Here is a 21,775-nt window from a genome sequence, read left to right as displayed (position 1 = left end):
TACTCCGAATTGGACCCCATACCGTTCTTACCCTGCCCTCAGCGGGCCGCCGCTGAGGGGAAGGAGGCCAATACAGCCGCCAAGCTCAGGACCCGCCAGGGACTGAGCCCCTCAGCATGTCCACACCCCCACACACCACCCCAGACGGCCACCCCCCACCAGGCAAGCCCCACCCATTACTCCCACACCAGCAGACCTCACCGGCGGTCACCACCCGCCATGCCCACCGGCCGCCTCCGCGCCGACAACGAGCCCCGGCTCCCTCCCAACCCTTCATCGCCGCCCGCCTGAACCTCAACCCGAACGGCCCCCGCCCCGACCGACCACCCCGAGCCCTCCCCACCTCCCATCGCCGCCTCGCCTGAAGCCGGGCCGACGACCACCCCGAAGACACAAGGCCACCCCCGCCGCCCTCTCACCTCGCGGCCGCCGCCTGAAGCCCGACCCATATGAACTGGAGGGACGAAACGAAAGTCCCACCGCTGGTCATGCCACGGCCTAGACACGCTCGACATAACCCGAATGTCTTGGCGGTCACATCATTAATGATGTGGCGTTCTTCCTGATCCCTAGGTATATTAGGAAAAAACCTAGGAACTTTAGGAAGTGCTGTGCCGCGTACGGGACTCACTCGGAGCGGGCTGGTGTCCGCCGCCGCCGATGCCGCCGACGAGGTCGGATTCGACCATCTCACGCTGGCGATGCTCGCCAAACGGTTCGGCGTTCGCGACGCCAGCCTGTACACCCATGTCCGGGGTTTGGATGATCTACGGGAGCAGGTGGCGCTGCTGGCACTCGGCGAATGGGCCGATGCCCTGGGCGCGGCGGTGGCGGGGCGGTCCGGACGTGCCGCGCTGGGCGCCTTCGCCGACGCCTACCGTGCGTTCGCGACCGGGCATCCCGGCCGGTACGCGGCTACGCGGCATCCGGTCCCGCCCGAACGGCTCGCCGACTCGGCGGGCGCCGCGCGCATCATCGAGCTGTGCTACGCGCTGCTGCGCGGCTACGAACTGTCCGAATCCGACGCCACCGACGCGGTCCGGCTGCTGCGCAGCACCTTCCACGGTTTCAGCGACCTGGAGGCCACCGGCGGCTTCATGGCCGACCGCAGCCTCGACGCTTCCTGGGAGCGGGCGGTCGACGCGCTGCACCGCCTCCTGACCGACTGGTCGCGGATCTGAACGCAGAGGAGTCTCCCATGACGATCAGCACGCTCGCCGTCAACGGCGCCGCCATCGACTATGAACGCCGCGGCAGCGGTCCGCCGCTGCTGCTCATTCCCGGCGGCGCCGGGCACGGCGGTGTCTTCGGGCCGTCCGCCTCGTACCTGGCCGACCGCTACGACGTCGTCGCCATGTCCAGCCGCGTCGCCTCCGGTGCCGCGCCCGGCGGCCAGGACCCCGAAACCCATGCCGAAGACGCGCTCGGCCTGATCGAGGCGCTCTTCGACGAGCCGCCGATCGTGTTCGGCTCCAGTTCCGGCGCCATCACCGCCCTGGCGCTGTCGGCCCATGCTCGTCTCACCGTCGTCCACGAGCCACCGTTGGTGAACCTCCTGCCGGACGCCGATCGCCATCGTGCCGCGCTCGAATCGGTCCGGGACGCCCTGCGAGAGGAAGGGCCGAGCGCGGCCATGCCGCTCCTGGCGGCGGCCCTCGCCGCCGAGCCGGTTCAGGCGTCTCCGGAGCTCCGCCACACCGGGGACTGGCTCGACGGCTACACCGGCACGGAGCCCGAACCGCCCACTCCGGAGCTGGTGGAACTCTTCGCCCGTCTCGGCGAGCTCCAGCCGGTGTTCCTCGAACATGTCCTGGTGCCGTTCGCCACCCATGCATTCGACTTGGAGGCGCTCGGCGCGGTCGTTCCCGCCGCCGGGATCGACTCGCGAGGGGAGCTGCCCTACCGGGCCACCGCGGCCCTCGCCGACCGGCTCGGCCTTCCGCTCACCGAGTTCCCCGGCGGCCACCTCGGCCCGGTCGAGCGCCCCGCGCAGTTCGCCGACGCGTTCAAGGCGCTCATCGGCGAGTCTTAGCCGCGGACGGCCGCGCGGTGCTCGATGTTCGGGGATTCGAGCAGGTTGCGCAGCACCACCATGGCGCCGCCGACGGCCGGGGCGTGCGAGACGTTGTCGGCCAGTTCCACGCGCACGCTGTGCACATGCCGCATGAACACCGACTCGTCGAGCACGCCTTGAACGGCGTCCCGGTACACCGGCCCGACCTCGGCGAAGGCGTTCCCCGCCAGCACGACCCGGCCGACGTCGAACAGGTTCACCAGCGTCACGGTAGCGACCGCCAGCGTCTGCGCCGAGGCCCCGATGAGCTCGGCCGCCTCGGCGTCGCCGGACATGGCGGCGCGGCCGATGCGGGTGAAGTCGGTGAGCGGATCGTGCCCGAGCCCCAGCCGCGAGGTCAGCGCCGGGTCGCGCGACGCCAGGTCGGCGAGCGCCATCGGCCCGGCGATGGTGTCGAGGCAGCCCCGGTTGCCGCAGCCGCAGCGCTCGCCGCGCGCGTCCACGGAGATGTGGCCGAGCTCCAGGCCGTTCGACGTCGCCCCGCGGTACGGGTGCCCGTCGATGATCACGCCCGAGCCGATGCCGCCCGACATGAAGACGACGGCGAAGCTCGACGAGGCGGTCCCCAACGCCTGCACGCCGATGCCCGCGGCGGTGGCGTCGTTCTCGATGGCCACCGGCAGCCCGGTGGCCTCGGCCAGGGCCGTCGCCAGCGGATACCCCTGCCAAGCGGGGCTCGGCTGCGGCGTGAGCAGGACGCCCGCGTCGCGGTCCTGCGGCCCGTACGTCGCCAGTCCGATGCCGCGCACGTCATCGCGGGGGACGGCCGCGTCCTCCAGCAGGGCCTGTACGTGCTCGGCGAACTCAGGTATCACCGCGCCCGGATCGCGCTCTCCGGCGCCGGGCATCTCCCGCTGCGCCACGATCCGGCCGGCCAGGTCGACGACCACGCCGACCGCCGAGTACCGGTCGAACTGGATGCCGACCATGTAGCAGGCCTCGGGCTGGATCTCCAGGAGGCGCCGCGGCGTGCCCCGGTTGGAGCGCGCCGTTCCGACCTCGTGCACGAAGCCCAGGGCCATCAGCTTGCGCACCGCGTGCGTCATGGTGGCCTGCGTCAGTCCGGTCGCCTCGGCCAGCTCGACGCGGCTGACCGTCGTCCGCTCGCGGATGAGGTCGAGCACTACGGCCAGTGTCGGCATGCGCGTATCCGAGCCGAACGATCGCAATGCGGCCTCCTTGTGGGCGGTGAGCGGGCACCGACCACGATACTTGAGCCGCATTGCTTTATTGAGGCTGAATTCGGCGGGCGGCCCCGCGGCCGCCCGCCGTCCGATTCAGTCGGCCCTCAGGTGCAGCACGAGCGCCTGGACCTGCCACAGCGTCGGCAGCTGCAATCCCACCTCGGCGAGCACGCGTCCGGGGACCGTGACCGGTTCGCCCGCGATCCAGCCCGGCGTGACCCAGCCCCATCGGCCCGAGCCGATCTCGTCGCGCACCCGCACCGTGTAGCGCCGCTCGGGGTCGAGGCCGTCGAGCCGCAGCCGCTCGGCGAGCGCCTCCTCCAGCGAGGCCACCGTGGCCACGGTGAACACCGCCTCCGACCTGTCGGGCGCGACGACGCCGCGCACGCGCAGCGCGGGGTCCGCGGCGTCGGCGTGGACGACCGTGCCGGTGTGCAGCAGGCCGCGCAGCTCCTTGTACAAGGCGGCGAACGCCGTGATCCGCTCGGTCTCCTCCTCGTCGCAGGACAGGATGTCCCACTCGAACCCGGCCGACCCTTGCAGGGAGGTCGCGATGCGGTACGACAGGGCCGTGTCCCGCCCGGAGGAGTGGGCGGGGGAGGGGCCGACGTGCGCGCCGATCAGCTCGGGCGGGAGCACGAGCTCGGTCCAGCGCTGGATGTCCTGGCGCTCGACCGGGTCGTTGGAGTCCGAGGCCCACACCCGGTCGGTGCGCTCGAGGATCCCCAGGTCGGTGCGGGCCCCGCCGGAGGAGCAGGACTCGATCTCCAGGCCGGGGTGCTCGGCCTTGATCCGCTCGATCAGCCGGTAGGCCGCGAGCGTCTGCTCGTGCGTGCCGGGCGCGCCGTCGTGGACCGCCTCGACGAGGTCCCGGTTGTGGTCCCACTTGACGAAGTCGACGCCGAGCCGTCCGATCACCGCGGACATCTGCCTGCGGAGGTGCTCGAAGGCCTCGGGGTTCGCCAGGTCCAGCACGTATTGGCTGCGGTAGGACCGTCCCTCCGGGGACGGCACGGACGCCGGGTTGGCGAGCAGCCAGTCCGGGTGGGCGCGGGCGAGGTCGGAGTCCAGGTTGATCATCTCGGGCTCGAACCACAGACCGAACTGCATGCCGAGGGAGTGGACGAGCGTCGCGAGCGGTTCGAGCCCCTCGGGCCAGACCGCGGCGTCGACCTCCCAGTCGCCCAGCCCGGCCGTGTCGTCCCGGCGGCCGAGGAACCAGCCGTCGTCGAGCACGAACCGCTCGACGCCGACCTCGGCCGCCCGGCGGGCGAGCCGCTCGAGATAGGCCGGGTCGTGGTCGAAGTAGACCGCCTCCCAGGTGTTGAGCACGAGCGGCCGGGGCGTGCGCGGGTGCTGCGGGCGGGCCCGCATCCAGGTGTGGAAGCGGTCGGCGACGCCGTCGAGGCCGGTGGCCGACCAGGAGAAGTACGCCGTCGGCGTGCGGTGGGACCCGCCGGGCGCCAGGCGGATCTCGCCGGGGCGCAGCAGCTCGCCCGCGCCCAGCACGCTGACGTGCTCGGTGACGCGGTCGGCGCGGTGGCGCACGTCGGCGCTCCAGCCGAGGTGCACCGCCCAGACCTCGCCGCCGCGGTTGCGCGGCGTACCGGTGGAGGCGAGCGTGACCCAGGGCGAATCGTGGCCGCCGCGGCCGCGCCGCGACTCGCGGACGGTGGTGCCGCGCGGCATCGGAGTCGTCAGCGGGGACTTCTCGCGGATCCAGCGCCCGGCGAACGTGGTGAGGTGGTCGGCGGTCTTGGGAACGGGGAGCGTCGATTCCAGCCATGCGACGTCGAGCGGCGCCGCGCCGGTGTTGCTCAGTTCGTGGTCGAGCAGCACGAGCCCGCCCGCGCCGATCGCGATGCGCGTACGCAGGATGAGACCCGCGTGCTCGTCGGTCGCCGTGACCTCGACCGCCGCCTCGCCGTCCTGCTCGACCGCCGTGGTCCAGCGCGGGTAGACCGGCCTGCCGTCGCGCGTGGCGAGCAGGCCCGGCCTGCCCGGCCAGCCGTCCGATTCCTGCGGCACGAGCGGGACGCGCCAGGCGGCGTCGAGGGTCCCCGGCGCGGTCTGGCGGCTGGTAGCCCGCTCCAGGGCCGCGAGGTCGTCCTTCTCGAGCGGGCCGAGGTCGGCTCCCCAGTGGAGCACCGCTGGCAGGCCGGTCTCCGGGTGGGTGAGGACCAGGGCGACGCCGTCGCGGCGCAGCAGTGTCCAGGTGTCGGTGTTCACGATGCTCCTTCATGTGTCGGGGCGGAAACCGGGGTGTCCGACCGGGTTTCGATCGGTATGGTGCGCAGCACGTGCAGCGCGCCGCCGACGGCCGCGGCGGTGATGACGTTGGTGGAGACGCGCACCTCGGGGCGGCGCAGCGCACGGCTGAGCGCCCGCCGCTCGAGCTCGGCGGCGACGTGCTCACGGTACAGCGGCCCGGCCGTGACGAACGCGGGCCCGGACAGCACGACCGTGTCGAGGTCGAAGAGGTTGACGAGGGTGACGGCGGCCTGGCCGATCCAGCGCGCGGACCGCTCCAGCAGCTCGGCGGCGCCCCGGTCGCCGCGGTGCCACGCGCGGGCGATGCGCTCGAAGTCCGCGATCGTGCCGTCCGCCTCGCCCTTGACGCCGAGCCGCTCGGCGAGCGCGCCGTCGGCGAGGACCTGCTCGACGACGGTGCGCGGCCCCGCTTCGGCCTGCGCGCAGCCGCGGTTGCCGCAGACGCACACGGTGCTCCCTCCACTGAGGGCGACGTGGCCGATCTCCACGGCGTTGGAGGCCCGGCCGCGGTAGCTCTCGCCGTCGACGATGACGCCCCCGCCGATGCCCGAGGCCATGTAGATCAGCCCGAAGGTGTCGGTGGGCACCTCGCCCGCCCACTGCTCGCCGAACGCCGCCGCCGTGGCGTCGTTCTCCAGCAGCACAGGCAGTCCGAGCCGCTCCGAGAGCGTGCCGGTCAGCGGGAACTCGAGCCATTCGGGCTCGGGCTGGGCGGTCAGCAGCACGCCCCGCTCCTGGTCTTGGGGCCCGTGGGTGACCAGTCCGGCGCCCAGGACCCGCTCGCGCGGCACGCCCGAGGCGCGCAGAAGGTCGGCGACGTGGTCGGCGAGCACCGCGAGCGTCGCCTCCGGTCCGGCGCCGCCCGAGCCGCGCAATCCGGCCTCGGCGACCCGCTCCCCGGCGAAGTCGAGCACGACGATCGTGCTGGTGGTCCGGTCCACCTGGACGCCGACGGCGTACCACGAGTCCGGGGCGAGTTCGAGGAGCCGCCGCGGCTGGCCGCGGCCCTGGCGCGGGACGCGCCCGACCTCGTGGACGAGCCCGTCGTCGATGAGGCGGCGCACGACGTGCGTGATGGCGGCGGCCGTCAGGCCGGTCCGACCGGCGAGTTCGACGCGGCTGAGGGTGCCCCGGGTGCGCAGCAGATCCAGTACGCGACCGGTCGTCGTGACGCGGCCGTCCTCGAAATGCGGCATGCAAGGTCCTCTCGCGTTCATCGAATCTTCTTCTTGACACGTTTAATTTAACTCGTTAATAATAGACCGGACGCCGGGAGCGGCGTCACCCCTCCAACCCCGTGGGCGACCCCGTCCACGGTCGCGAAAGGACGAAGATGTCACTCATCACCGGAACGCGGCGCCGCGCCGCGGTGGCGCTCGCCGGCGTCGCCGCGCTCGGCCTGCTGTCGACCGCCTGCTCCTCCTCGGGCGGATCAGGCGGCTCTGGAGACGCCACCCTGGTCGCCTACACGGGCCAGGCAGGCGACTACCAGATCAACTTCAACCCCTTCTCCCCCTCGCGGATCGGCGCCCTCGGCACGATCTACGAGTCCCTCTTCTTCTACAACAAGGCCCAGGTGAGCGAGCCCGTCCCGCTGCTGGGCACCGAGCAGGCCTGGAACGAGGACGGCACGGAACTGTCCGTCACGCTGCGCGAGGACGTCACCTGGAGCGACGGCGAGGACTTCACCGCCGACGACGTCGCCTTCACCTTCGGCATGATCAAGGACAACCCCTCGATCAACAGCAGCGGCTTCGACGGCGAGGTCACGGCCGTCGACGACACCCACGTCGCCTTCGCCTTCCCCCAGCCCGCGTTCGTCAAGGGCCCCGACCTCATGAGCACGCCGATCGTGCCCGAGCACCTGTGGAAGGACGTCAACCCCGCCGAAGACGTCATGGAGGAGCCGATCGGCACCGGCGCCTACCTGCTCGACGAGTTCAAGCCGCAGGCGTTCACCTACAAGTCGAACCCCGACTACTGGGGCGGCGAGCCCGCCGTGAAGCAGATCCGCTTCCTCGCCCTCTCGGGCAACCAGGCCGGCGCCGACGCGATCGCCGCCGGGACCGTCGACTGGCAGACCGGCCCGATCCCGGACATCCAGAACACGCACGAGAACTTCCCGAACTACGACGCCTACACGCAGTGGCAGAACCAGATGGTCCTCGCCGCCTGCTCCAGCGAGGAGCTGGGCTGCGAAGGCCCCCAGACCGATCCGGCCGTGCGGCACGCCCTCTACTACGCGATGGACCGCACGCAGCTGAACAACCTCGCGTTCATGGACACCGCCAGCGAGGTCTCACCGACGTTCGCCCTCACCCCCAGCCAGGACGAGTTCGTCTCCGACGCCGTCGAGGAGCAGGTCGCGCCGATGGAGCCCGACCCGGGCCAGGCCGCGCAGATCCTCGAAGCGGCCGGATGGGCCAAGGGCGAGGACGGCATCTACGCCAAGGACGGCGAGCGCCTCTCGCTCACCGTCGAGCTCGTCACCGGCTGGACCGACTACATCACCGCCGTGAACACGATCGCCTCCCAGGCCGCCGAGGCCGGCATCGAGATCAAGGCCGCGCAGTCGTCGTGGAACGAGTGGACCGAGAAGAAGGGCTCGGGCGACTTCGAGCTCGCGATCGACTCCCTCTGGCAGGGACCGGCCCCGGACCCGTACTACCTGTACAACTACTTCTTCTCCTCCACGTCGGGCGCCCCGGTGGGCGAGAGCGCGGGCAACAACTTCTCCCGCTACTCCAACCCCGCGGTGGACGAGGCGATCGAAGCGCTCGCCACGCTCCCGCTCGACGACGCCGCCGCGCGCCAACCGTACTTCGACACGATCCAGACCGAGATCGTCCGCGACATGCCGTACATCCCGATCCTCACCGGCGGCACGACGAGCGTGTGGAACACGTCGAAGTTCACCGGCTGGCCCTCCGACGAGGACCTGTACGCCTTCCCGGCGGTCTGGTCCGCCTGGGACGCCGCCGAGATCTTCAAGCAGCTCGAGCCGAAGGGCTAGAGCGGATGCGCCGTCGCCCCCGAAGGAGAACTCCGTGAGCTACTTCCTGCGCAAACTCGGCTTCTACGCGGTCGCCCTGTGGGCCGCGCTGACGCTGAACTTCGCGATCCCGCGTATGCTGCCGGGCAACCCGGTCGACATCCTGCTGGCCAAGCTGCAGCAGCGCGGCGGCACGGTGAGCCAGGAGACCAGAGAGGCCTACGCGCTCCTCCTCGGGGGCGGCGACTCGGGGCCGCTGTGGCAGCAGTACATCGACTACTTCAAGAACCTGCTGCACGGCGACCTCGGCGTCTCGGTGAGCTACTACCCGGCCCAGGTGTCCGATGTGATCGGCCAGTCGATCCCGTGGACGGTGGTGCTCGTCGGACTGTCGACGATCATCGCCGCCGTCCTCGGCGTGTCGCTCGGCGCGTTCGCCGGATGGAAGCCCGGCACCTGGCTCGACTCCCTGGTGCCCGCCACCACCCTCCTCGCGGCCGTGCCGTACTTCTGGCTCGCGCTGATCCTGACCTACCTGCTGGCCCGCGTGCTCGGCTGGTTCCCCATGCAGGGCGGCTACGACGTCGTCCTCGACCCCGGCTGGAACGCCGAGTTCATCGGCTCGGCGATCCAGTACGGCTTCCTGCCCGCGCTCACGATCGTGCTGGCCTCGATCGGCGGCTGGCTCCTGGGCATGCGGAACATGATGGTGTCCACCCTCTCGGAGGACTACATCCTCACCGCCGAGGCCAAGGGGCTCTCCCCGCGAAAGATCCTGCGCTCCTACGCCTCCCGCAACGCCGTCCTGCCGTCCGTCGCCGGCTTCGCCATCTCGCTCGGCTTCGTGGTCTCCGGATCGGTGATCACCGAGCAGGTGTTCTCCTACCCCGGCCTCGGCGGGCGGCTGCTCGGCGCGGTCCAGAACAACGACTACGCGCTCATGCAGGGCGTCTTCCTGTTCATCACCCTGGCCGTCCTGGGCGCCAACCTCGTGGTCGACCTGCTGTACGGCATCATCGACCCGCGCACCCGCGCCCGATCCTGACGAGAGGTGCGACCCATGACGAATCTCGAACCCGCGGTCGAGGCGACGGCCGCGGACACCGCCGAGCCGCCCGCCGAAGCATCGGGCGACGCCCCCGTCCGCTCCGGCTGGCGGATGCTCCTGCCCACCATGACGCCCTGGCTGGCGACCGGCCTCGTCCTCATCGTCGGCATCACCCTGTTCGGCCTGATCGGGCCCTTCCTGGTCGGCGACCCCGACCAGATCCGCGACATGGGCCTGACCGGACCCTCTGCCGAGTTCCCGCTCGGCACCACCCAGATCGGCCAGGACGTGCTGGCCCAGCTCGCCTACGCGACGCGCGGCTCGCTGGAGATCGGCTTCCTGGTCGGCGTCCTCGCCACGATCCTGTCGTGCTTCTTCGGCATCTACGGCGCCTACCGGGGCCGCTTCGTCGACGAGGCGTTCTCGCTGCTGTCCAACGTGTTCCTCGTGATCCCCGGCCTGCCGCTGGTCATCGTGATCTCCGGCTTCGTCCCGCGCGAGAGCCGGGGACTGTGGACGATCGCCGTCGTCCTGGCCGTCACCAGCTGGGCCGCCTCGGCCCGCGTGCTCAGGGCCCAGACCCTGTCGGTCCGCAACCGCGACTACGTGGCCGCCTCCCAGGTCTCCGGCGAGCGGCCCTGGCGGGTCATCACGGTGGAGATCCTGCCGAACCTGCTGCCGGTCATCGCCTCCCAGTTCGTCTTCGCCGTCATCGCGGCGATCCTCGGCGAGGCGGGTCTGGCCTTCATCGGCCTCGGCGCCTCCAACTCCTCGACACTGGGCACGATGCTCTTCTACGCCCAGAACGGCTTCGCGCTGCCGCTGGGCGCGTGGTGGTGGTTCGTCCCGCCGGGCCTGATGATCGCCCTGTTCGGCATGGGACTGTCCATCGTGAACTTCTCGATCGACGAGATCATCAACCCCAAGCTCAAGAACGTGCGCCTGCACCGCAGGCAGGCCCGCAGGGCCGCCCGCCGCGAACGCCGCCTCGCCAGGTCCTCCCGCGGCGCGGCCGGCGGCGTCCCCGAACCGGAGGTGTCCGACCGATGACCGCGACCAAGCCCGAACCGCGACCGGACGCGCCGGAGGCCGACACCCGGCCCGTGCTCACCGTCGAGAACCTCACGGTCGTCTACGAGACCGACGAGCCGGTCACCGCCGTCCGCGGCGCCGACCTGACCCTCCACCGCGGCGAGATCCTCGGCCTGGCGGGGGAGTCCGGCTGCGGCAAGACCACGCTGGCCTACGCGATCAACCGCCTCCACCGGCCCCCCGCGCGCATCGCCTCGGGCGGCATCACCTTCCACGACCGCTCCGGCGACGACGTCGACATCCTCGCCCTGGCCGACGCCGAGCTGCGCTCCTTCCGCTGGGACAAGCTCTCGATGGTCTTCCAGGGTGCGATGAACGCGCTCAACCCGGTCACGACCGTGAAGGCCCAGCTGCGCGACACGCTGCTGGCCCACCGGCCCGGCATGTCCCGCAAGGCGATCCGCGAACGCTCCGAGGACGTCCTGCGCCGCGTCGGCGTCGACCCGAGGCGGCTCGGCTCCTACCCGCACGAGCTGTCCGGCGGCATGCGCCAGCGAGTCATGATCGCGATGGCGATGCTGCTGGAGCCGCAGATCATGGTCATGGACGAGCCGACCACGGCGCTCGACGTCGTCGTCCAGCGCGACATCCTCCGCGAGATCGTCCGCCTCCGCGACGAACTCGACTTCGCCGTCGTCTTCATCACCCACGACCTGCCGCTGCTGCTGGAGATCTCCGACCGCATCGCCGTCATGCTCGACGGCGAGATCGTCGAGCTCGACTCGGCGCGGCGGCTCTACCGCGACGCGCGGCACCCCTACACGCGCAAGCTCCTCGGCTCCTTCCCGAGCCTGTCGGGCTCGCGCGGCGCCTTCATCCGCGACGGCGCGGCCCCGACCGACACGACCGAGGAGCAGGCATGACCAGCGTCCGAGTGACCGACCTGGTGAAGGACTACACGCTCCGCTCGGGGCTGAAGCGGACCCGCCTGAGGGCGGTCGACCACGTCAGCCTCGAACTGGTGCCGGGCCGCACCGTCGCGCTCGTGGGCGAGTCCGGCTCGGGCAAGTCCACGATCGCGAAGATCCTCACCCGCATGGAGCGGCCCACCTCCGGCAAGGTGGACGTCCGGCTCGACGACGGCGCCGAGGTGCACGGGGCCGCGTACCGCCGCGAGGTGCAGATGGTCTTCCAGGACCCGTTCGCCTCCCTCAACCCCTTCCACTCCATCGAGCACCACCTCGCTCGGCCGCTGCGCATCCACAAGCGCACCCGGACCAAGGAGGAGACCCGCGAGCGCGTGCTCGAGATGCTCGAACGGGTCAACCTGACCCCCGCCGAGAACCTCGCGCCCCGCCGCCCCCACGAGCTCTCGGGCGGGCAGCGGCAGCGCGTCGCGATCGCCCGGGCCCTGGCCCCGGGGGCGCAGGTCCTCATCGCCGACGAACCGGTCTCGATGCTCGACGTCTCGATCCGCCTCGGCGTGCTCAATCTGCTGGGCCGCCTCCAGCGCGAGGACGACCTGGCGGTCCTCTACATCACGCACGACCTGGCCACCGCGCGGCACTTCTCCGACGAGATCGTGGTGCTCTACCGCGGCCGCGTCGTCGAGCGGGGGCCGTCCGACGCGGTCATCCTCGACGCGCACCACGACTACACGAAGCTGCTCGCCGCGGCCGCCCCCGACCCCGAGCGGCCCGGCAGCGTCGCCGCCGACCGGGGCCCGGTCGACCGGGACGCGATCGACAACAGCGTCTGCTACGACCACTTCGCCGGGGAGTGGCGCGAGGCCGGAGTCCCGGCCGCCGAAACGAAGGAGCGTACCGCCTGATGGAAGACCGCTTGGACGCAGTGCCGGCGAGGGTGCCCGCCCCGCCGGAGGCGCCGCCGCCGGTGCGACTGGCCGATGGCCTGGCCTACGGCGGCGACTACAACCCCGAGCAGTGGCCCCGGGAAGTCTGGGACGAGGACGTCGCGCTCATGCGCGAGGCCGGGGTGAACCTCGTGACCCTCGGCGTCTTCGCCTGGGGCACGGTGGAGACCGCCGACGGCGTGCGGGACTGGTCCTGGATGGACGACGCGATCGAGCTGCTGCACGGAAGCGGCATCGGCGTCGACCTCGCCACCCCGACCGCGGCGCCGCCGCAGTGGCTGCTCACGGCCCACCCCGAGATCGCCCCGGTGCTCGCCGACGGCTACCGCGAGCCCGCGGGCGGGCGCAACGCCTGGTGCCCGGCCTCGCCGGTCTACCGCCGCTTTGCGTTGCGGCACGTCGAGGCGCTCGCCGAGCGCTACGGACGCCACCCGGCCGTGCGGCTGTGGCACGTGGGCAACGAGCTCGGCGGCGGCAACGCCCGCTGCCACTGCGAGCGGTCCGCCGAGGCGTTCCGCGAGTGGCTGGAGCGCCGCCACGGGAGCCTGGACGCCGTGAACGCCGCCTGGGGCACCGCCCAATGGGGACACCGCTACGACCGGTGGGAGGAGGTCATGCCGCCGCGCGGGCGGCACGGCGCCCCCAACCCCGGCCTGTTCCTCGATTACGAGCGCTACTCCTCGGACGCGCTGCTCGCGCACTACCTCGCCGAGAAGGAGGTCCTCGGGCGGCACTCCGACGCGCCCGTCACGACCAACCTGATGGTGGGCGCCGGGGCGCAGGTCGTCGACTACGCGTCCTGGGCGCCGCACACGGCCGTCGCCGCGAACGACCACTACACCAGCGTGGACGATCCGCTGCGGGAGCAGGACCTCGCCTTCTCCGGCGACCGGATGCGCGGCATGTCCGGCGACCGCCGCCCCTGGCTGCTCATGGAGAGCTCGACCGGCGGCCCGAGCTGGCAGCAGCGCAACCGCGCTAAAGACCCCGGTGAGATCGTGCGGCACTCCCTCGGCCACGTGGCCCGCGGCTCCGACGGCGCCATGTTCTTCCAGTGGCGCGCCTCCACGGCGGGCGCCGAGCAGTTCCACTCGGCGATGCTGCCGCACAGCGGCACGCGCTCGCGCGTCTGGCGCGAGGTCGTGGAGCTGGGACGGCATCTGCACGCGCTCGCCGAAGTCCGAGGAACCACTGTGGAGCAGGCCCGCGCCGCGATCGTCGCCGACGACGTCGCCGGTTGGGCGCTCCAGCACGGCCTCAAGCCGCACCGCGGCCTCCGCTACGGGCGCGAGCTGCGCGAGTGGCACCGGGCGCTGTGGGAGCGCCGGATCCTGTGCGACGTCGTGCCGTCCACCGCCGACCTCGACGAATACGACCTCGTCATCGTGCCGACCATGCTCGTGGTCGACGAAGCCGCCGCCGAGCGGCTGCGCGCCGTGCCCGAGCGCGGCGGCACGCTCCTGGTCACCTACCTCTCCGGCGTCTGCGATGTCAACGGGCAGGTGATCACCGGCGGTTTCCCCGGCGCGTTCCGCGACGTGCTCGGCGCCTGGACCGACGAGTTCTATCCGCTCCAGCAGGGCGAGCGCGTCAGGATCGACGGCGACGTGCTGGGCGGTCCCGTCGCCGTGGAGGACTGGACCGAGCGGGTCCATCTCGAAGGCGCCGAGGCGACCGTCCGCTACGAGTCGAGCTCGCTCGGCGGAGGTCCGGCCGTCACCCGCCGCGCCGTCGGCGACGGCGCCGCCTGGTACGTCTCCGCGCCGCTGCCGTCCGACGCCGTCGACGGCCTCGTCCGGAGGCTCGCCGAGGAGACCGGACTGGAGCCGACCGCCGAGACCGACCCCGGCATCGAGGCCGTGCGCCGCGTCGGCGACGACCGCTCGTACCTGTTCCTGCTCAACCACGCCGGGACCGACCGGAAGGCCGAGGCCGAAGGGCACGACCTGCTCACCGGGGAACGGGTCGGACCGACCGTGACCGTCCCGGCGGGCGGCGTCCGCGTGCTGCGCGAGTAACCGGTTGCTGAAACGCCGCCGACCGAGAACCATTGCATCCCTCACGACCGCATTTCAACGACTTTGAGGATCCACCATGACTGACCTGCCCGCGACCTTCCGCGCTCTCCACGAGGGCTGGACGCTCACTGCCGCCACACTCGCCTCAGGCGCCCCCGAGACCGTCGCCGCGCCGCTCGCGGACGGCGTGCCCGCCGCCGTGCCGGGCGAGGCCCACCTCGACCTGCACCGGGCCGGCCTCATCGCCGAGCCGTTCGACGGCGACAACGAGGCCGCGCAGCAGTGGATCGGCGACACGTCGTGGCGGTTCCAGACGACCTTCACCTGGTCCGACGACGGATCGGCCCGCCACGACCTGGTGGCCCACGGGCTCGACACGGTGGCGACCGTGCAGCTCAACGGCACCGAGATCGGCCGTACCGAGAACATGTACCGCTCCTACCGCTGGGACGTGCGCGAGGCGCTGCGCGAAGGGGAGAACACGCTCGCCGTCACCTTCGCCGCGCCGGTGCCCGAGGCGGCGGCCCGCGCCGAGCGCGACGGGGACCTGCCGCACACCAACCACCACGCCTACAACCAGCTGCGCAAGATGGCCTGCTCCTTCGGCTGGGACTGGGGCATCGACGTCGCCGGGGCCGGGATCTGGAAGCCGATCGGGCTCGAATCCTGGTCGGGGGAACGCATCGCGTCGGTGCGGCCGCTGGTGGACGTGACCGCCGCGCCCGCCGGCCACGACGGCGTCCTGACCGCGCACATCGACATCGAACGCGCCGAAGGCGACCGGGAGGTCCCCGTCCTCGTCACGGTGACCGGCCCCGATGGCGAGGAACTGCGCCGCACCGGAACGGTCCCCGCCGGATCGACCTCCGCCGCGGTCACCGTGGCGGTGCCGGACGTCAAGCGCTGGTGGCCGGTCGGCCACGGCGACCAGCCGCTGTACACCGTGGACATCGAGGCCGGGTCCGGCGCCTGGAGCGGCCGGGTCGGCTTCCGCACCGTCGAGCTCGACACCGCCCCCGACAAGGCGGGCGCGCCGTTCCACCTCATCGTCAACGGCGAGCGAATCCTCGTGCGCGGCGCCAACTGGATCCCCGACCACGCCTTCCTCACCGAGATCGACCGCGAGCGGTACGCCAGGCGCGTGGCCGACGCGCTCGAGGCCAACGTCAACCTGCTGCGCGTGTGGGGCGGGGGCATCTACGAGTCCGACGACCTCTACGACCTCGCCGACGAGCACGGCCTGCTGATGTGGCAGGACTTCCTCTTCGCCTGCGCGGCCTACAGCGAGGACGAGCCGCTGCGCTCCGAGATCGAGGCCGAGGCCCGCGAGAACGTCACCAGGCTCAGTCCGCACCCGTCCCTGGTGCTGTGGAACGGCAACAACGAGAACACGTGGGGCTGGGTCGAGTGGGGCTGGGCGGACCGCCTCGGCGGCCGCGGTTGGGGCGACGCCTACTACTCCGGGCTGCTCCCGAAGGTGGTGGCCGAACTCGACCCGACGCGCCCGTACACGCCCGCCAGCCCGTATTCGTTCGGCGACTACCGCCACCCCAACGACGAACGCTACGGCACCATGCACATCTGGGACGTGTGGAACCGCGCCGACTACACCGTGTACGCCGACTACAAGCCGCGCTTCGTCTCCGAGTTCGGCTTCCAGGCCCCGCCCGCGTGGTCGACCCTCGCCGCCGTCGTCCACGACGAGCCGCTCGACCCCTTCGGCCACCAGATGCTCGTCCACCAGAAGGCCAACAACGGCAACCCCAATCTCGAATACGGCTGGGCCGGACACCTGCCCGACCCGCAGTCCATCGAGGACTGGCACTGGACCACCCAGCTCAACCAGGCCCACGCCATCCGGTTCGGCGTCGAGCACTTCCGGTCGCTCACGCCCCACAACACCGGCACGATCCTGTGGCAGATCAACGACAACTGGCCCGTGGTCTCCTGGGCCGCGGTCGACTTCGCCGAGCACCGCAAGCCGCTGTGGCACGCCCTGCGCGACGCCTACGCGCCGCGCCTGGCCACGCTCCAGCCGCGCGCCTCCGAACGGTCCAGGGCGAACACCAGGATGGGACTGGAGCCCGAGAGGGACACCCTCGCGCTCATCCTGGTCAACGACACCGGCGAGGACTACTCCGGCACGTTCACCGTGACGCGCGAGTCCTTCGACGGGACCGCGCTCGCCAAGGCCACCGTCGAGGCGCGCGTACCGGCCCGCGACGCCGCCGCGATCGCCGTCCCGGCCGACGTCGCCGCGTTCGGCGACCCGAGCGCCGAGGCGATCGTCGCCGTCGCCGACGACGACGGCACGGGGTTCGCGCCCGCCTTCCGCTACGGCGCCGAGGTCGTCGACCAGCGGCTCGCCACCCGTCCACTGCGCATCGAGGCCGCGGCCGACGAGGGCGGCTGCCTGCTGCGCGTCACCGCCGCCTCGCTCGCCCGCGACGTGTTCTGCCACGCCGACACCGTCGACGCCCGCGCGCGGGCCGACCGCGGCATGATCACCCTGCGCGCCGGCCAGTCCGCGGAGATCCGGATCGACTCGCCCGCGGGCGGCGACCCGCGGGCCTTCGCCGCGGCCGTGCGCTGCGCCAACGACCTGCTCTAGGACCGCGCTCCGCCACCACAACCCGCCACCGCAATCGGTCCCGCCCGCCCCGGTCCACGAGGCGGGCGGGGCGATGCTCGAGGAGACGAGAACATGACACTGCGCTGGTCCACCGAGGACCTGGACATCGAACTCGCCGCCGCGGCCGACGCGCCGGTCACCTTGCGCTCGCTGACGCCCGCCGGGGCCCCGCGCCCGGCCGAATCCGCCGCCACCCCGCCGCTGGTCGAGATCCTGGCCCTCGGCCACGGGCGCTTCCCCGGCAGCCACCGCTACACCTGCACCGCCGTGGGCTCGCGGCTGCGCTACACCGGCCACGAGACGATCGACGGCGCACTCCACGTCCACCAGGCCGACCCCGTCACCGACCTGCGCGTCACGAGCGTGCTCAGCGCCTCCGCCGGGGCCCTGCGGGCCTGGACGGTCCTGCGCGCCGGAGCGGCGCCGGTGACGGTGCAGGCCGTGACCTCGCTCGTGCTCGGCACCTTCGTCACCGACGAGACGGGCGTCGACGACCTCGACGTCCTGTGGGGCGACAACGACTGGGTCGCCGAGTCCCGCTGGCACCGGGCCCCGCTGCGCGAGGTCGGCCTGCCCGCCATGGACCCCGCGATCCACCACCACATGAACCGCGCCCGGATGGCCGTGACCACGCGCGGCTCCTGGTCGGCCGGCGAGCGCCTGCCGACCGGCCTGATCGTCGAGCGAGGAGGCGGCCATGGACTCGCCTTCCAGATCGAGCACAACGGCGCCTGGCACTGGGAGGTCGGCGAGGACCGCGAGGGCGCGTCCCTGGCGCTGCTCGGCCCCACCGACGCCGAGCACCAGTGGAGCGCCGAACTCGCGCCGGGCGAGTCCTTCACGTCGGTGCCGGTGGCGGTCACCGTCGTGAGCGGAACGGGCGAACCCGTCGACGCCGCCCTCGCGAACCTGACCGCCCACCGCCGCGCCCTCGTGGCGCGCACCGGCACGGCCTGCCACGACCGGCCGCTGCCGGTGATCTACAACGACTACATGAACACCCTGATGGGCGACCCGACCGCGGCGAAGATCCTCCCGCTCGCCGAGGCCGCCGCCCGCGCCGGAGCGGACTGCTACTGCATCGACGCGGGCTGGTACGACGACGACGCGGGCGGCTGGTGGGACGCCGTGGGGGAGTGGGAGCCGAGCCGCTCGCGCTTCCCCGGCGGCCTCGACGAGGTCCTCGACCGCATCCGCGGCCTCGGCATGGTCCCCGGGATCTGGCTGGAGCCCGAGGTCGTCGGCGTGCGCTCCCCGCTCGCCGAACGGCTTCCCGACGACGCGTTCTTCCAGCGCCGCGGGCAGCGCGTCGTCGAGCACGGGCGCTACCAGCTCGACCTGCGCCACCCCGCCGCCCGCGCGCACTTGGACGCCGTCGTCGACCGCCTCGTCGGCATGGGCGTCGGGTACTTCAAGCTCGACTACAACATCATGCCCGGGCCCGGAACCGACGCGGGCGGCCTCGCCCCCGGCGCGGGCCTGCTCGAGCACTGCCGCGCCTATCTGTCCTGGCTCGACGGCGTGCTCGACCGGCACCCGGGCCTCATGATCGAGAACTGCGCCTCCGGCGGCATGCGGGCCGACTACGCCACGCTCTCCCGCCTCCACATACAGTCCACTTCAGACCAGCAGGATCCCCTGCTCTACCCGCCGATCGCCGCGGCCACGCCCGCGTCGATCCTTCCCGAGCAGGCCGGGCACTGGGGGTACGCCCAGCCCGAGATGAGCGCCGAGGAGTCGGCGTTCACCCTCGTCGCAGGCATCACCGGGCGGCTCTACCTCAGCGGCCACCTCGCGTCCATGGACGACGAGCAGCTCGCGCTCGTCGCGACCGCCGTCGCCGCGCACCGGCAGCTGCTGCCGTTCCTCGCCCGCGCCGTCCCGGCCTGGCCCCTGGGCCTGGAGCACCGGGGCCCCTGGCAGGCGTTCGCGCTGCACTCTGCTTCCAACCCTGCGAACGAGGCGGTCGTGACCGTCTGGCGCCTGCCCGGCGCGCCCAGTGCCATCGAGCTGCCGCTGCCCGCGCTGCGCGGCCGCGACCTCGCACATGAACAGCTCTTCCCCGCCCCAGGGACGCCCGGCACGGGCGAATGGGACACCATATGGGACGCCGACGCCGGAGTCCTGCGCGTCGAGACCGACGCACCGGCCCCGACCGCGCGCGTCCTGCGCGTCGCAGCGCCGCCGCACGCACCGAAGGAGCACTCGTGACACCTTGGCCCGACCTGCAGACCCACCGCGAGTGGCTCGCCGCCGAATGCCGCAGGCTGCTCGCCTTCGGCGCGAACGCCGCGCTGCCGGGCGGCGGCGCGGCCTACCTCGACGCCGCGGGCCGACCCGACCCCGCGCACGGCATGCAGACCTGGATCACCGCCCGCATGGCGCACGTGTACTCCCTCGGCGCGCTCCTCGGCGTCCCCGGCAGCGCCCCGATCGCCGACGCCGCGCTCGCGGGGCTCACCGGGCCCCTGCGCGACGCCGAGCACGGCGGCTGGTTCCACGCCCTGAACACGGACGGCTCGCCCGACCGCACGGGAGGCAAATCCTGCTACGACCACGCGTTCGTGCTGCTCGCCGCCTCCTCCGCGACGCTCGCCGGACGCCCGGGGGCCGCGGCGCTGCTCGATGACGCCTCGGCCGTCTACCTCGACCGGTTCTGGGACGAGGAGGCCGGACTGCCGCTCGACGCCTGGAATGCCGACTTCACCCGACCCGACGACTACCGCGGCCTCAACTCCACGATGCACTCGGTGGAGGCGCTCCTCGCCGTCGCCGACGCCGTCGAAGCGGGCCAGGCGGAAGCGTGGCGCGAGCGCGCCGCCCGGGCCGCACACTTCACCGCCGCGCTCGCCGCCGACCACGGCGACCGCCTCCCCGAGCACTTCGGACCCGACTGGGTCCCCGACCTCGAACGCAACCGGGACCGGCCCGACGACCCGTTCAAGCCCTTCGGCGCCACCCCCGGCCACGCGCTCGAATGGTCCCGCCTGCTGCTCCACGTCGAGGCCACCAGCGGCGACGATGCCCTCCTCAAGACCGCGGTGCGCCTGTTCGACCGGGCCGTGGCCGACGGCTGGGCCGCCGACGGGGCCGACGGCTTCGTCTACACCGTCGACTGGGACGGCGCTCCGGTGGTGGGCCAGCGGATGCACTGGGTGCTGGCCGAGGCGATCGCCGCCGCCGCGGCGCTCCACCGCCGCACCGGCGAGGCCCGCTTCGCCGAGTGGTACGCCGCGTGGTGGGACTACGCCGAGCGGCACCTCATCGACCGCGAGCGCGGCTCCTGGCGCCACGAACTCGACCCGGACAACGAGCCCGCGGCCACGGTCTGGCCCGGCAAACCCGACCTCTACCACGCCGTCCAGGCGACCCTCCTGCCCCGCCTGCCGCTCGCGCCGACCATCGCACGGGCGCTGCGGGGCGGCCCGACCACGACCGGAGCGACAGCGTGAACGACCCGAACCGACCGGTGCTCCTCATCGGCGAGACCCTCATCGACCTGCTGCCGAACTCCGAAGGGGGCGTTCGCGAACTGCCGGGCGGCAGTCCCGCGAACGTCGCCGTCGCCCTCGGGCGGCTCGGCCGCGCGCCGGTCCTGGCGACCACGCTCGCGGACGACGAGCGCGGCGATGCCGCCGCGCACTGGCTGGAGGCCTCCGGCGTCCGCCTCGCCGTGCGGCCCCCGGCGACCGGCCGCACCTCCACGGCCGCCGTGCGCTTCGCCGCGGACGGCTCGGCCTCCTACGACTTCGACCTCACCTGGGACCTCACCGCCGAGACCCTCGCGCGGGCCTCGGCGGACGGCCCCGCCGTCGTCCACACCGGATCCATCGCCACCGTGCTCGAACCGGGAGCCGACGCCGTCGAGGAGGCCGTGCGCGCCGCGCGCGGACGTGCGCTGGTGACCTTCGACCCCAACGCGCGCCCGGCGATCACCCCCGACCTCGCCTCGGTGCTGCCCCGCGTCGAGCGCCTGATCGCCGCCGGCGACGTCGTCAAGGTCTCCGAAGAGGACCTCGACTGGTACCGTCCCGGCGCCGACCCGGTCGCCGTCGCGCGCGAATGGGCCGCCACCGGCCCGGTCCTGGTCGTCGTGACCCGAGGCGAGCACGGCAGCGTCCTCGTCCGCGGCGGTGACCTCGTCGACGTGCCCGGCGTCCCCGTCACCGTGGCCGACACCATCGGCGCGGGTGACACCTACATGGGCGCGCTCATCGACGCCCTCCTCACCCTCGGTGCGCACGGCCCCGCCGCGCGCGACACGCTCGCGGCACTGAGCATCGAAGAACTGCGCCGAGCCGCGTCATGGGCGGCGAAGGCCGCGGCGATCACCGTCTCCCGCCCCGGGGCCGACCCGCCCACCCGAGCCGAACTCCTCGACACCCGGGCGTTGAACGGTGCCCCGTAACACGGTCCGCTCAGGTCGGTGTTCCATTGCACCGCAACGTTTCAGCATCATCGGTGTAGAACGCCTCCATGGCGGTCGGGCGGTCGCCCGAGAACCGCGCCGGGGTCGCGAACGCCTCGGCCTGGTCGGTGGCGACCGCCCGACCGCCATCGCGTCGTTCGTGCCGTCCGGCGGCGTAGCCTTTCCCACACTTTTTGTTTCGCGTTGCTCGTGTAACGGTGCTGAGCTGCGCGTTCGGCCCTG

General features: G+C 72.5%; 15 protein-coding genes. 12 read left to right on the top strand and 3 right to left on the bottom strand.

Annotated elements, in window-relative coordinates:
- The first annotated feature begins 611 nt into the window (after window positions 1–611).
- Both H613_RS0110270 and H613_RS0110265 read left to right on the top strand, forming a co-directional pair.
- Window positions 612–1,181 (top strand): WHG domain-containing protein, encoded by a 570-nt coding sequence (locus tag H613_RS0110270; RefSeq protein ID WP_026923722.1) that lies wholly within the window; start codon window positions 612–614, stop codon window positions 1,179–1,181.
- Between the two features lie 17 nt (window positions 1,182–1,198).
- Window positions 1,199–2,032, top strand: coding sequence for an alpha/beta fold hydrolase (locus H613_RS0110265; RefSeq protein WP_026923721.1), 834 nt, complete (start codon window positions 1,199–1,201; stop codon window positions 2,030–2,032).
- On the opposite strand, the gene H613_RS0110260 is transcribed toward H613_RS0110265, so the two are convergent.
- The 3 genes from H613_RS0110260 to H613_RS25780 form a co-directional block, all read right to left on the bottom strand.
- Window positions 2,029–3,216, bottom strand: coding sequence for an ROK family transcriptional regulator (locus H613_RS0110260; protein WP_026923720.1), 1,188 nt, complete (start codon window positions 3,214–3,216; stop codon window positions 2,029–2,031). The genes H613_RS0110265 and H613_RS0110260 overlap by 4 nt on opposite strands.
- 135 nt (window positions 3,217–3,351) lie before the next feature.
- Window positions 3,352–5,487 (bottom strand): alpha-galactosidase, encoded by a 2,136-nt coding sequence (locus H613_RS0110255; RefSeq protein WP_211234764.1) that lies wholly within the window; start codon window positions 5,485–5,487, stop codon window positions 3,352–3,354.
- The gene (locus H613_RS25780) at window positions 5,484–6,725 is read right to left on the bottom strand and encodes an ROK family transcriptional regulator (RefSeq protein ID WP_051393204.1); all 1,242 of its coding nucleotides are present in this window, start codon (window positions 6,723–6,725) and stop codon (window positions 5,484–5,486) included. Before H613_RS25780 ends, H613_RS0110255 begins: the two co-directional genes overlap by 4 nt.
- Window positions 6,726–6,862: 137 nt before the next feature.
- Here H613_RS25780 and H613_RS0110245 point away from each other — a divergent pair, with 137 nt between their 5' ends.
- The 10 genes from H613_RS0110245 (at window position 6,863) to H613_RS0110200 (ending at window position 21,532) form a co-directional block, all read left to right on the top strand.
- Window positions 6,863–8,542: an ABC transporter substrate-binding protein gene (locus H613_RS0110245; protein WP_051393203.1), complete on the top strand. Its 1,680-nt coding sequence runs from the start codon at window positions 6,863–6,865 to the stop codon at window positions 8,540–8,542.
- Window positions 8,543–8,576: 34 nt separating this feature from the next.
- Window positions 8,577–9,566, top strand: a complete 990-nt coding sequence (locus tag H613_RS0110240; RefSeq protein ID WP_026923717.1) for an ABC transporter permease — start codon at window positions 8,577–8,579, stop codon at window positions 9,564–9,566.
- A 15-nt stretch (window positions 9,567–9,581) separates the two neighbouring features.
- A complete protein-coding gene (locus H613_RS31395; RefSeq protein WP_026923716.1) occupies window positions 9,582–10,619 on the top strand; it encodes an ABC transporter permease in 1,038 nt (345 codons plus the stop codon).
- Window positions 10,616–11,524, top strand: a complete 909-nt coding sequence (locus tag H613_RS31390; RefSeq protein WP_051393202.1) for an ABC transporter ATP-binding protein — start codon at window positions 10,616–10,618, stop codon at window positions 11,522–11,524. The genes H613_RS31395 and H613_RS31390 overlap by 4 nt, the downstream gene beginning before the upstream one ends.
- The gene (locus H613_RS0110225; protein WP_026923714.1) at window positions 11,521–12,432 is read left to right on the top strand and encodes an ABC transporter ATP-binding protein; all 912 of its coding nucleotides are present in this window, start codon (window positions 11,521–11,523) and stop codon (window positions 12,430–12,432) included. The genes H613_RS31390 and H613_RS0110225 overlap by 4 nt, the downstream gene beginning before the upstream one ends.
- The gene (locus H613_RS0110220; RefSeq protein WP_084546511.1) at window positions 12,432–14,492 is read left to right on the top strand and encodes a beta-galactosidase; all 2,061 of its coding nucleotides are present in this window, start codon (window positions 12,432–12,434) and stop codon (window positions 14,490–14,492) included. Before H613_RS0110225 ends, H613_RS0110220 begins: the two co-directional genes overlap by 1 nt.
- A 76-nt stretch (window positions 14,493–14,568) precedes the next feature.
- The gene (locus H613_RS0110215; protein WP_026923712.1) at window positions 14,569–17,103 is read left to right on the top strand and encodes a glycoside hydrolase family 2 protein; all 2,535 of its coding nucleotides are present in this window, start codon (window positions 14,569–14,571) and stop codon (window positions 17,101–17,103) included.
- A 93-nt stretch (window positions 17,104–17,196) separates the two neighbouring features.
- Complete coding sequence (locus H613_RS0110210) at window positions 17,197–19,335, top strand: glycoside hydrolase family 36 protein (RefSeq protein ID WP_026923711.1); 2,139 nt, start codon at window positions 17,197–17,199, stop codon at window positions 19,333–19,335.
- The gene (locus tag H613_RS0110205) at window positions 19,332–20,576 is read left to right on the top strand and encodes an AGE family epimerase/isomerase (RefSeq protein WP_035737352.1); all 1,245 of its coding nucleotides are present in this window, start codon (window positions 19,332–19,334) and stop codon (window positions 20,574–20,576) included. Before H613_RS0110210 ends, H613_RS0110205 begins: the two co-directional genes overlap by 4 nt.
- Window positions 20,573–21,532, top strand: a complete 960-nt coding sequence (locus H613_RS0110200) for a carbohydrate kinase family protein (protein WP_026923709.1) — start codon at window positions 20,573–20,575, stop codon at window positions 21,530–21,532. Before H613_RS0110205 ends, H613_RS0110200 begins: the two co-directional genes overlap by 4 nt.
- Window positions 21,533–21,775: the final 243 nt, after the last annotated feature.

Origin of the sequence: Glycomyces arizonensis DSM 44726 (genome assembly GCF_000482705.1) — a bacterium.
GTDB lineage: Bacteria > Actinomycetota > Actinomycetes > Mycobacteriales > Micromonosporaceae > Glycomyces > Glycomyces arizonensis.
This window is presented reverse-complemented; position numbering and strand designations above follow the sequence as displayed.

Coding starts and splice junctions, on each gene's coding strand:
- H613_RS0110245 (WP_051393203.1), top strand. CDS start 6,863: ATGTCACTCATCACCGGAACGCGGCGCCGCGCCGCGGTGGCGCTCGCC.
- H613_RS0110220 (WP_084546511.1), top strand. CDS start 12,432: ATGGAAGACCGCTTGGACGCAGTGCCGGCGAGGGTGCCCGCCCCGCCG.
- H613_RS0110215 (WP_026923712.1), top strand. CDS start 14,569: ATGACTGACCTGCCCGCGACCTTCCGCGCTCTCCACGAGGGCTGGACG.
- H613_RS0110260 (WP_026923720.1), bottom strand. CDS start 3,216: ATGCCGACACTGGCCGTAGTGCTCGACCTCATCCGCGAGCGGACGACG.
- H613_RS0110225 (WP_026923714.1), top strand. CDS start 11,521: ATGACCAGCGTCCGAGTGACCGACCTGGTGAAGGACTACACGCTCCGC.
- H613_RS31390 (WP_051393202.1), top strand. CDS start 10,616: ATGACCGCGACCAAGCCCGAACCGCGACCGGACGCGCCGGAGGCCGAC.
- H613_RS31395 (WP_026923716.1), top strand. CDS start 9,582: ATGACGAATCTCGAACCCGCGGTCGAGGCGACGGCCGCGGACACCGCC.
- H613_RS0110265 (WP_026923721.1), top strand. CDS start 1,199: ATGACGATCAGCACGCTCGCCGTCAACGGCGCCGCCATCGACTATGAA.
- H613_RS0110210 (WP_026923711.1), top strand. CDS start 17,197: ATGACACTGCGCTGGTCCACCGAGGACCTGGACATCGAACTCGCCGCC.
- H613_RS25780 (WP_051393204.1), bottom strand. CDS start 6,725: ATGCCGCATTTCGAGGACGGCCGCGTCACGACGACCGGTCGCGTACTG.